This is a genomic window from Bacteroides sp. (assembly GCF_052357945.1).
GTDB lineage: Bacteria > Bacteroidota > Bacteroidia > Bacteroidales > Bacteroidaceae > Bacteroides.
Genome location: NZ_DAWCXD010000009.1, coordinates 65,444 through 77,706, shown reverse-complemented (window position 1 = coordinate 77,706; position 12,263 = coordinate 65,444). Strand labels below are relative to the sequence as shown.

Below are 12,263 nucleotides of genomic sequence, written 5' to 3'. Positions count from 1 at the left end.
TCACCGTCCGTTCTCCATTTGCAGAAGTGTAGAAGTAACAATCCGTCAATGGAGACAACGAAGGAAGAACATAAGGCATATACGGCTCACCGCCCGTTCTCCATTTGCAGAAGTGTAGAAGTAACAATCCGTCAATGGAGATAACGAAGGAAGGACACGAGGCATATACGGCTCGCTGCCCGTTCTCCATTCGCAGAAGTGTAAAAATGACAATCCATTAATGGAGAATAGGGTATGGAAAGGGCTGATTTCCCGTATATGTGCCTCCTTATTCCCGAATTATGGGCGTAAGTCGCATGGATTCGGGAGAGATATCCACCCTTTTATGGGGAGAGAAGCCGGCAAATCCCCGATGGAAATGCCCCGCAAATCACAAGAGAACAGCCATATAATGGGCTGATACACAATAATTATTGGATAAACGTGGTCCGCCCCTGCGGACAGCAAGTTGTGTTTTCGTTAAACGAAAACAGGACGGTTTAACGGCGAAAACGCCGCCAAACCGTTACCCCTTCCATGCTCCGGAGTCGTCTTGAAATAGAAAACAAGTTAAACAACATTTTTCATCATTCAATTACATGTAAAGAAATCAACTCTTTGTTCAGAGTATGGAGCGGAGCAGTTGCAAGTGGAATTTGTACTGTTTCTTTAGCACCGAAAAATCTGACAATGCCTTTCTTCTTGCGGGTAATAGTGCATGGTCGGGATATTTGTGTTATGGTAGTTGGCAGTTGATGCAATAAAAGGCTGTCCGTTTCCTCCTGTTGTCGGAGAGCCGTCATTATTTGGAACAGATGTTTTTCTTTACTCTCCAACAATATACGTAAAATATCTATTTGTGCAGGATGTATAAAATCCCTGCATTGTTCCTATAAAATTGACAGCAGAGAATCAGTAAATAAACGGCGTTCATGATAAGCGGTACTGTCTTCTTCATCCCATAAAATGACAGGCTCTCCAGAAGTGGCAAGCACTGTAATGTAACGGTGTGCCGTATTGATATTGCGCTGAGTCTGATAAATGCCTGACGATTCGTTTTCTATTTTTTGTACACGGTCACGTTCATGCAAAATAATGGCGGCCATACTACCGATGACCATCGTCAAAAGAAAATAAGTATCTAATCAATAAAATTTAAAGTTTAAGCGACATGGGAAAAATTCACTGTATAATCCATTCCAATCCCTTCCAATATTCGTTTGGTTGTATCAAAAAGGATTTGTGCATTTTGGTAGGACTGCGGCTTGATCCATTTACCTTTCAATATTCTCCAAAATGTTTCAGCGATATTAAGCTGTGGGGAATATGGCGGAAGGTAAAAGATGAATAATCCCCTTTCAGCCCATTCGTCTCTCTTTTCCTTGACTTTTTTCCCTCGATGAACACTTGCGTTGTCAAGGACGATGACGGTCTTTCTATCTATATTTTTAGAGAAATCGTCCAAATACGACATGATTTTATCCTGAGTGATGTTTTCTTGGGTAATAAATCCGTGATATTCATTATTCCGGCTTATAAACCCAAAGAGATTCAGACGGGTAGCCTTTTAAACCGGGACAGATATGTCTTCGTCCTTGAATTGCCAGCCATAGGGAACATGGCCCTGCGTACAGACATGGCTTTCATCTCCGAAGAAAAGGTCTATATGACCCTCAATGCTATTAGCTCAAGATTTCAAGCTCTTTCAGCTTTTCCTTCTTGTGCTAATAGCATTGAGGGTCAGGAGAACATTGCGGACGAAGCCTTATTCGTTTATATCTCGCACCAATGTTTTAAAAAAACGGCGTAGTGTAGATTCGCTCACCGTACGTCCTGTTGCCACTTCCCAGTTTGCTTTGGCTACACGAAGGCTCTGCCTGTCGTTTTCGATGGCTTTGCGTACCGAGGCCTCGTCCGATGCTGTCAGAGAAGGCTTGCGGCGTTGTGCGCTTTTGGTTTTCAGACCGGATATACCATCCGCCTCGAATCGTTCTTGTCAATTGTACACAGAAGCTGTCGTACAACCCAGTATGGAGGATATTTCCTCGTTGCTTCTTCCTGTACTCTTCAACAGGATGCTTTGGCAGCGCATATGATACTGGGGCTTGGAGCCGTTCCGGTATCCATCCTCTAAAGATAACCGTTGTTCTTCGGTCAGTGATATGATCTGTATCTTTTTGACAAGCTGTATGTTTGATGTTTTGACTGGGCAAAGGTACAATATGAAACATGTAACTCAAAATTTAATTGATAAATTACTTATCAGAATATATCGAGGATAACGATATATCATAACACGGTGAGCTATAAGGTTGTGACATCGGAATAGAGATAGCCAGAACTCCGTTTTCATAAGGACTATGATGCCATTGGAGAAACAATTTATGATTATTAACCTTCTTAGCTTCTAATATTTCTCCGTATCGAAGTTCTGGGGTGTATCGAGTATTACGTTGATTTTTAATATCAATCAAATATTTATACTTCCTTTTCTATTTATAGTAGAGGAGGTAAAAAGATAAAAACATAAGATTGAAACACAAGTCAGCGCTTCAGACAACGGCATGGCAAGCCATACACCTTTCTCCTCGAATATCAGGGGCAGATAGAGGAAGCATGGTATCAGAAACGCCATTCCGCGCAGGATGGAAAACGCAGTGGCAGGTTTTATCCGCTCTATGCTTTGGAAGTAGCCTATCGCCGACAGATTGACGATGAAGAACACGAATCCCACAGCGAAATAGGGGAAACCTTCTGCTGCAATCCTTGCTGCTGTACTGTTCGGATTTACAAACAGTCCGACCAGCTCCATCGGGTATGCAATGAACAGCACCGTTACAATGCCGCCGCAAATCACAGAAGTTATCAATGCTATCTGCTCGGCACTCCTTACCCGTTCGTGATGTCCCAACCCGAAATTGTAACTGATGATGGGTTGTGCGGATTGTGCAATGGCGTTGCCCACCATGAACACGAATGGAATGTAATAACAGGCAATGCCGAAAGCTCCCACACCGTCATCGCCCAGATGCCGCATGAATACTTGGTTGCCGACAAACATGAGTACCGCCAACGTGGCTTCAGCCAATAATGCAGAAGAACCGATACGACATTGGTATCCAATGTTTCGGATAGAAAGCCGAAAGCTTCTGATACTCCATTTTAAAGCGTGGATTCGCAACCGGTGGGCAAAAAACAGCAGATAGATTACCGCCATCATTCCTCCTATAAGAAGACTGATGGATGTGGCAAAAGCAGCTCCCATCACTCCCCAACCGAAAGGAAAGATAAATATCCAGTCGAGAACCACATTGATGATTGCCGTTACCAAGCTACAGCACATGGCAAAGCGGGGGGAACCATCCAACCGTATGATAAACAGTGAGATGGATATCCATACCTGACATACCCATGAGGGAGCAAACCATAGCAAATAGTCCGTCACCATCGGTAGCAGATGGTCGGAGGAGCCGAGCAGATAGGCCGTTTTCTGGGGATAAGCCACTATGATCATGCAAGGAATCAGGACTACAACGGTGCTGAATAGCAATGCTTGTGTCACATTCAGCCTGGCGGCTTTGTATTTACCTTGGGATAAGTGTATGGAAGCCACTACCGAACAACCGGCTCCCGTCATGAGTCCTATTCCCGTAAAGAACATGAGCAGAGGAATACAGATGTTGATGGCTGCAATGCCGTCACTGCCCACACCCTGTCCCACAAAAATTCCGTCAATGGCTGTCACGGCAGACATACTAAGCATTCCTAACAATGTTGGAATGAACAGTTTTCTGAATAAAGTGAAAACGTCCATCGTACTTAAATCAATAGCATCTTTTTTCATATTTTGTTAAATTTTACGATATAAAAAGCCGGATAAGCTGATTGGTTTTACCCAGTCATCTTATCCGGCTTTTCATGCCTCCGATGAGGATTACAAAACTATCCTTTTTGTTATTTGAGGGTGCAAAAATGGGACTAAACTCCCATATACGCAATCTTTTTTGATATTTTTTGCATTTTAGGAAGGGGATTGAATTTAAAAAGCACTGACTTGATTTTAAACAAATCCTAAGTTTTATTGGCTATTATTAGTGTCCGATAAACATACTCAATACTCTGATTATCAGTATTGTTTTCATAGACAAGCCTCTTCGCTAAAGTTGTTGCTTAATTTAATGTGTATCAATAAGTTATTGATAGTTTGGAAATTTTTATCGGACAGTAATGATTGGCTATAATGATATATTCCCTATCTTTGCAAAAATGAAAGACATATATGCCGACTCGAATATATCTCATACTCACCTTGTTATTGTTAGCCTTGTGCCCATCTCTACGGTCACAGGGATATACCATCACCAACCTGGTAGGAATCAACGGACCTTCCAACTCCCAAGTAAATACCATTTATTTGGATAGCGACAGCATGCTGTGGCTCGGTACGGGTAATACCGTAGAGCGATTCGATGGAAATGCTTACCTGTGCTACACTTTCAAAGAACAGCCCTTGCTAAAAGGGGAGAATATCATCAGCTCCCTTGTGCAGACTGCCCCACACGCCTATTGGGCAGGCAATAAAAAAGGCGTATGGAGATTGAACCACGATACGAGATTATTGGAACGCGCTTTTGCGGAGGAGGTTAACTTTCCGGTGAATAAATTGGATCGGGATGCTCGAGGTAACTTGTATATCGGGACCTCCAATGGGCTGTACATTTATGACGGTGGAGAGGGGTTGCAACACATCTTGTTTGATAAAGGTGTGGGCAATGAAAACAATCAGCTGCTGGACATTCATGTCCGCAGCGAGAAGGAAGTTTGGTGGCTGCTGTCGGATGGGCTGGTGTTCTGCAATCCTTCTGCGGGAATCACCACCAAATATCCTTATTCCACGGAGAAGTCATCGGTCTGCAAATTCACTTGCTTGCTGCGAGTGGACGACCAGCTTTATATCGGCACGGAAAAGCAGGGCGTTGTGGTATTCGACTTGAAAAAACACCGTTATTTTTCGTTGTGCCACGATTGGGCTTCTGCGGTGTCGTGCCTTACCTACGACCCGGACGGAGTATTGGGGGTGGGCACTACAAACGATGGCATTTTCTTGATTTCGCTGAAAGACAAACAAGTCATCTACTCCGGACACTACAACGAGAAAGGGAATGAAGGATTGGTTTCAAACTGCATTTCATCTATGCTGATTTATGACAAAGATGTGTGGGTGGGGACCAAGTTCTATGTAGGTTGGAATCATTTGGATTACCATAACCCGCTGTTTTGTATTTACGGACGAGGGGATTTCACCTCGTGTGACATTCCCATACGAAGTTTCCTGCGTACCGGCGAATACGTATTCCTCGGCACACGTGAAGGCTTTTATGTCATTGATGAGCATACAGGTACACGTCGCCACTATGCCATGGGCAAGCCAGGTGCCGATAATTTGCGTTCCAACCTGATTTTTTCTTTCTACCGATACAACAACCAATATCTGATAGGAACGTATCGGAGTGGTATCTATCTCTTTGACCCGCACACAGGCTCACTCTTTCCCCACCCATTGTTCCACCCGTTGGATAATTCGGACATCTTCATGTTTCTTACCGATGAGCATAACGATTTGTGGATAGCATCGCTAAACGGGCTTTATCACTACCAGGCTGCAACGCAAGAGTTAAAAGGATATGCTCCCTCTAACTCTTCCATCCCGGGCGATATTGTTTATTGTATTTTAATTGACAGCCAAAAAAGGTTTTGGGTGGCTACCAATAAGGGAGTTGCCTTGTTTGACCGGAAAACGGAGAAGTTCATTACACCGGTTTTGCCGGACAATCTGAACAGTGATAAGGACATTGTGGAGTTTGTGTACGAAGACCGTTCCGGACATCTGTTTTTCGGTACTTTGGGCGGAGACTTGTTCGTGACAGACAAGGATTTGAAAAGCTGTATCCGGTTGGTCAGCAGATCGGAGTTGGTTGTGGAAAACATTATGCAGGACAATGAGGGAAGGTATTGGATTGGTACAGACAAAGGGGTGCTGAGGATGGAGGAGAATTTCAAAGGGATTGTCTGCTATTCCGGTACGGATGAGATTCCGGTGCTGATGGCAAATCCCGGCACGGCTTTGGTGAAAGATGATATGGGTAAGATATGGATGGCAGGTGTCAAGGGACTTGTCTGCATCAATCCGGCAGTTGGATACTATCCTTCAGCCATTCGCATTACAGATGTCATAGTTGATGGGAAATCTAAATTTGGCATAGAGACGGCAGATAGGTCTGTTATACGGGTTTCCGATGGAGAGCGGAATGTGACATTCTGTTTCTCTTTGAAAGATTGCAACCCGATTCTTCCGCATACGTTGGAATATAAATTGGAAGGATATGAACAGAATTGGCAGACTATTCGCGGTAAGGGAGAAATCTCTTACTTTAATCTGCCTCCCGGAAGCTATACATTTAAAATAAGACGGTTGCTGAACGATGCCTCAATGGCTCAAATGGGTGTATTTATCCCCTCGAAAATGGAGGTATGGCAATGGACATTGGGAATATGCCTGCTTTTGACGGGCGCTTATGTAGTGGCAAGGCGTATTAGGAGACAAAAAAAAGAACTGGTTTCTGTCGGGGAGTTACCCTCTCCGGTACCTTTTCTAGATGTGGATGTGTCGAAGGCTGTTCTTGATAAAGTAGGGAATGAACCAAAAAATGATTTGCGCCTTTCCGAGGAGGAATTGCAAGAGATGATACGTACCGTCAAAAGATATATGGAAACGAAGAAGCCTTACCTTGATGCGGACTTCAAGCAGGCAGACATGGCGCAAGCCACAGGCTACTCCATCTATATGCTTTCACGCATGTTCAATTTGTATATGAATACGGGGTATTATGAATATGTTAACAATTACCGTGTGGAGGAGTTCAAATCGTTGGTGAAGCAGGGAGAACATAAAAAATACACATTAGGTACCTTGGCAGGAAAATGTGGCTTCAAGGCACAGGCTTCTTTTTTCAGAGCTTTCAGAAAACAAACGGGAATGACTCCCAATGAATATATTCGGCAACAGGATGGAGGGTCGGAAACGACTATCACAAATTTTTGATAGTGTATATAGAGTATTGTAAATTAGTGATATAGATTATAATCGCTATCATGAAAACGGTGGAGACTTCTCTGCCGTTTTTTTTGTTCCCTCTTTCCGGAACAGCGACTACATTTGCACCGTCGGCATTAAGATATGCCACCGTAACATTACATAAATCATAAGAAAAATATTTTGTTAAACTTTAAATTCGTAGAAACTAATGGAAAAAAATTCGTTGAAGTTTTCTATTCGGAAGCCGATCGCTTCGATGGCGCTGTTTTTGTTTTTGGGCGTAGGGGGAGGGACGGCTTCGGCTTATTTCCCCGATGCAAAAGCCGTGAAGCAGTCCGTTGCATTGAGCGGTTTGGTGGTAGACGCGACCGGTGAACCTATTATCGGTGCGAATGTAGTTATAAAGGGTACTACCAACGGAGTCATTACCGATTTGGATGGCAAATTTTCTCTGCAAAACGCTTCGGGAACTTTGGTGGTATCGTTCATCGGTTATAAAACCTTGGAAGTCCCTGTTCAGGGAAAGAATTTCGTTAAAGTGGTGTTGCAGGAAGACAGTGAACTGCTGGATGAAGTCGTTGTGGTAGGCTATGGCACACAAAAGAAAGAATCGCTTACTGGAGCTGTCACAGTGGTGGAGGCGGAAGCATTCAAGGAAAAAGGCAACTTGTCCAGCCCTATGGCGGCATTGCAGGGACAGGTGCCGGGTGTTATGATTACGCGCAATTCATCCGCACCGGGCGATGAAAGTTGGAATCTGAATTTGCGTGGCTCCTCTTCGGTCAACACCGTAGAGCCTTTGGTCATTATAGATGGAGTGGCTGCTTCGGTGGCAAGTGACCTGTCATCACTCAATTCTAATGACATACAGTCTATCAACTTCCTGAAGGACGGAGCAGCTGCCATTTACGGCTCGCGTGCGGCAGGTGGCGTGGTATTGGTGACCACCAAGAAAGGTGCAGAGGGTAAAGTGAAAGTGGAATATGGTGGCTCTGCTACGTTGAAGACCGTGGGGCTGATGCCCACCTTGATGAATATTGACCAGTGGGCGGATGGGTTGATGCTGGCATTGGAGAACGACCACAACACTTCGGATATATGGTACTCCTACGCCCAATTGGCAAAGAAGTATAAAGGCACTTACCTTGATATGGGTAGCAGCCACAATCCGTTTGGCAGTGCAGGCTTTACGGATGTAAGCGATTTCGTTTTTGATGACAACGTAGACTGGCTTGGCTCTCTGTTTGGGTCTACCGCCTCCACTGAGCAGAACCTCAGCATTTCGGGCGGAACGGACAAGGTGTCGTATCGTGTCTCTTTGCGCTACATGTACGATGGCTCCACCTTACAGTATGGTAACAATAATAACCGGCGTTACAACTTCCGTGTGAGCAACACGTTTAAGCTTTCCAAGAATCTCTCTCTGGAATCGATGATAGCCTACAATCGTCAACAGCAGGTTGCTCCTACGATGATTTCCTCAATCCTGACATCCACCGTTCCCATGCCCGGACTCCCACTCAGTAGCATTGACGGGAAACCGTATGCTTGGGGCAGCTGGGGCTCTCCTGTGGCAAAAGCGGAAGAGGGTGGTGACAATAAACTGACGGTGACAGCCATCAATATCAGTGAAACGCTCAACTATAAAGTGACCGACTGGCTCACTGCCAATGTCAACTTTGGCTATAACTCCAGCTATGCGTCACGCAACAGAGTTGAAAATTCCATCACGTACTATAATTATTTAGGCGATAAGAAAGTTCGGATAGACCCTGTAAAATCCAATTCTTCGTACACACAATCCAATTCTCGCACAGACTTCTATTCTATTTCAGGCTACCTGAACGGACATAAGTCATTTGGCAAGCACGATTTTAGCCTGACCTTGGGTGCTCAATATGAATTTAAGGATTATACCTATTTCGGCGCAAAGGCAAAAGACATACAAACAGGACTGGAAATAATTAATGGTGCCGGCGAGGTGGTGCTGAGCGGTAACGAAGATAGGTATCAGAATGCGAACATGTCCTATTTCGGACGTTTCAACTACAATTATGCCGACCGCTACCTGTTGGAGTTGAATGGCAGGTATGATGGCTCTTCCAAGTTCCAGCCTCAGAACCGTTGGGATGCTTTCTACGGTATATCCTTGGGCTGGCGTTTGAAGCAGGAAGCATTCATGGAGTCAGTCGATTGGCTGCACGATTTAAAGTTGCGGTTGTCGTATGCTGAAATGGGTAACCAAAGCGGCATCTCCAATTACGACGGTGTACAGTTCTATGAACTTGAGACCGGTGTAGGTGCCTATGTGGGTGATGACCGGCTGTCTTATATCAAGACCAACGGTGTGCTGGCATCCAACTCACGCAGCTGGGAACGTCTGAAGAGTTATAATGTAGGAGTGGATTTTGCTTTCCTGAACGGAAGCTTATCCGGTACCGTTGAGGCTTTTATGAAGCGCAATGACAACATGTTGGTCAGCATCACTTTCCCCGGTGTCTTGGGTGAGAAAGCTCCTGCCGCCAATGCTGGTAAATTCAAGAACTGGGGTTTCGAGGGCCAGTTGAACTATCGTGGTAATATAGGAAAGGTCAACTATCACGTAGGTGGTACCCTGACGTTTGCCCGCAACGAACTGACGGATTACGGTGGTACAACGGTGCTTTCGTCCGGCTATAAGTCCACTATGCAAGGCTACTCCTTGAAGTCAATCTTCGGATTGCGCTATGGCGGGAAAATCCAAAACGAGGAGCAACTGGAAGCTTATAAAGCCAAATACTATAATAATAATGGTATAGGTATGCCAAACAACTTGCGTGTAGGTGACAATATGTATTGCGATGAGAACGGCGATGGCGTGCTTGATGAGAAAGACTACATTTTCTTGGGCAGCGACATACCTGAAATCTCCTATTCATTCAATCTGGGTGCCAGCTATAAAGGATTTGACATCAGTGCCATATTCCAAGGAGCTGCCAACCGATTCGTCTACCGTGGCATCGACAACTGGACGGTTCCTTTCCGTGCGAAACATGCCAATACCGTTACTTCTTCTATCGGCAACGTATGGAGTGTGGAGAATCCCGATGCCTATTACGCCCCTTACACCCTTGATGCCAACATCATCAAGTATAACTATCAGGCTTCTTCATTGACGGCACAGGACGGTCGTTACCTTCGTCTGAAGAATCTGACCATTGGCTATACCTTCCCCAAGGAGTTGTTGCAGGAAACAAAATATCTGCAAGCGGCACGAGTATATATCACTGGTACGGATTTGTGGGAGACGACCCGGATTAAAGATGGTTGGGACCCCGAGGCACAGGCATGGGACGGTGAAGGGAGACCTGCCTCCGGCTTGAAGCGTTATCCGTTTACCCGCAATTTTACATTTGGCGTTAATTTAACTTTCTAAAATCAAGAATATGAAATACATGAATTTGATAAAGACAATGTCCATGTCATTGTTGGCACTGGTAGTGACCTCGTGCTTAGATTTGGAACCCAAGGCTCAGATGGGCGACAACCTTGTGTGGAACAAGGCGGACAATTTCCAGCTGTTTGCCAACCAGTTCTATGCTTGGAGTCGCGACTTCCAGATGGCTGATAACTACGGATGTGGAGTGAACGACGGTCCTCACAGCGATTTCCGTTCAGACCTGATAGCCACCTCCTCGCTGAACCCATACAGCCAAGGCACTAACGGCATTCCTTCGGAAGACGACAACTATACAACACTATATAAACGCATTTATTATACAAATCTATTGCTGGAAAAAGCAGCTTCGTTCGGTGATGCCGATGCCATCAAAGTGCCTGTTGCCGAAGCCAAGTTCTTCCGTGCCTATCTCCATTTTGAGTTGGTGCAGATTTTTGGGAATGCCATCTTGCTGACTCGGCCATTAGATTTGGATTCGGAACAACTGCATGGCTCACGCAATGACCGGGGAGAGGTAATCGACCAGATTATCGAAGACTTGCAAGAGGCAGCGGCAACCTTGCCAGCCACCGCAGAGGCTGGACGACTGAATCGCTATGCGGCATGGGCGATGTTGTCACGAGTAGCCTTGTATGAAGGTACATGGCAGAAGTTCCATACCAACGGTCCTGATGCCACTGTCAATACAGATCGCAGCACGTATCTGCTCACTTTGGCACGCAATGCCGCTGACGAGGTGATAAAGAGCAATCAATACAAGCTCTTTTATCATCCAACATTGGGCAGCAACAGCTATCGTTACATGTTCATTCTGGAAGATGGAGCACAATGCAATCCAGCGAACCTGAATAAGAATGCCAATACTGAGTACATCTTTGCACACCGTCATCGCAGTGGGGATAATCTCGGTACGAACATCACCAAAGGTATGCTTGCCAATGCCTGCTACATCACCCGCAAAATGGCGAATATGTATCTTTGTTCAGACGGGCTTCCCATTTCCAAGTCCACACGTTTCAAGGGATATACGAATGTCACTGATGAGTTCTATGATCGTGACAAGCGCATGACAACCACTCTGTTGCAGCATGGCGAGAAGTATTGGGACAATGCCAGCAAGTGGCGTACCAGTTGGACAAACGATGACCAGAACAACTCTCTGACCGCCAATGTCCGTTCAAACAGCGGCTATCAGAACCATAAATGGGCAGTGGAACGGCAAGTAGAGAGCAGCTATGAGGCGATGGACTATCCTGTTATCCGTTATGCTGAAGTGCTTTTGAACTATGCTGAGGCCACCTACGAACTGAACAACCGCATTACTGATACTGAATTGGATTATTCCTTGAACTTGGTGCGTCAACGCATCAATTCTGGTATGCCCAAGCTAAGTGAAAAATTTGTTGCTGACAACGGTTTGTCCATGCGAGAGGAAATACGACGTGAGCGTACAGTGGAGTTGATTCTCGAAGGATTCCGTATAGACGATTTGAAGCGTTGGGCTACGGCGGAAACCGAGATGCCGGAAGACCAGTTGGGAGTGAAAGTTGCCGGAACATGGTTTGAGAACAATTGGCCAGAACAGTCACGTCAGCTGAACAGCGAAGGGTGTATCATCCTGTACACAGGCCGCACTTGGGCTCAGAAGAATTACCTCTATCCGTTGCCATCGGATCAGTTGCAACTGAATCCACTGCTGAAACAGAATCCAGGATGGGAGAAGTAATAAAGTTTTTTACAGTTAAAACT

The 12,263-nt window shown here is 45.2% G+C and carries 8 protein-coding genes and 1 pseudogene; 5 read left to right on the top strand and 4 right to left on the bottom strand.

From position 1 onward, the window contains the following. A partial coding sequence (locus ACT8YW_RS04180) for a hypothetical protein (protein ID WP_444104101.1) occupies positions 1–190 on the bottom strand: 190 nt, incomplete at its 3' end. Between the two features lie 30 nt (positions 191–220). On the opposite strand from ACT8YW_RS04180, the gene ACT8YW_RS04175 reads away from it, so the two are divergent. Then, a complete protein-coding gene (locus tag ACT8YW_RS04175; protein ID WP_444104100.1) occupies positions 221–400 on the top strand; it encodes a hypothetical protein in 180 nt (59 codons plus the stop codon). 181 nt (positions 401–581) lie between these two features. Here ACT8YW_RS04175 and ACT8YW_RS04170 read toward each other — a convergent pair. Next, positions 582–1,100 (bottom strand): annotated as a pseudogene (locus tag ACT8YW_RS04170) (hybrid sensor histidine kinase/response regulator); the annotation flags it as partial. 41 nt (positions 1,101–1,141) lie between these two features. Beyond that, positions 1,142–1,534: a transposase gene (locus ACT8YW_RS04165; protein WP_444104104.1), complete on the bottom strand. Its 393-nt coding sequence runs from the start codon at positions 1,532–1,534 to the stop codon at positions 1,142–1,144. 121 nt (positions 1,535–1,655) lie between these two features. Between ACT8YW_RS04165 and ACT8YW_RS04160 the strand changes: the two genes are divergently transcribed. Beyond that, on the top strand, positions 1,656–2,075 hold the full coding sequence (locus ACT8YW_RS04160; RefSeq protein WP_444104099.1) for a hypothetical protein: 420 nt from the start codon (positions 1,656–1,658) through the stop codon (positions 2,073–2,075). Positions 2,076–2,449: 374 nt separating this feature from the next. Here the strand turns inward: ACT8YW_RS04160 and ACT8YW_RS04155 are convergent, their stop codons facing one another. Next, entirely contained in the window at positions 2,450–3,823 is a 1,374-nt protein-coding gene (locus ACT8YW_RS04155; RefSeq protein ID WP_444104098.1) for an MATE family efflux transporter, read from the bottom strand. Between the two features lie 435 nt (positions 3,824–4,258). Between ACT8YW_RS04155 and ACT8YW_RS04150 the strand changes: the two genes are divergently transcribed. The 3 genes from ACT8YW_RS04150 to ACT8YW_RS04140 all read left to right on the top strand — a co-directional run bounded on the left by ACT8YW_RS04150 (position 4,259) and on the right by ACT8YW_RS04140 (position 12,240). Then, positions 4,259–7,081 (top strand): two-component regulator propeller domain-containing protein, encoded by a 2,823-nt coding sequence (locus ACT8YW_RS04150; protein ID WP_444104097.1) that lies wholly within the window; start codon positions 4,259–4,261, stop codon positions 7,079–7,081. Between the two features lie 202 nt (positions 7,082–7,283). Further along, positions 7,284–10,490: a SusC/RagA family TonB-linked outer membrane protein gene (locus tag ACT8YW_RS04145; protein WP_444104096.1), complete on the top strand. Its 3,207-nt coding sequence runs from the start codon at positions 7,284–7,286 to the stop codon at positions 10,488–10,490. A gap of 10 nt (positions 10,491–10,500) precedes the next feature. After that, positions 10,501–12,240, top strand: a complete 1,740-nt coding sequence (locus tag ACT8YW_RS04140; protein ID WP_444104095.1) for a RagB/SusD family nutrient uptake outer membrane protein — start codon at positions 10,501–10,503, stop codon at positions 12,238–12,240. Positions 12,241–12,263 lie beyond the last annotated feature (23 nt).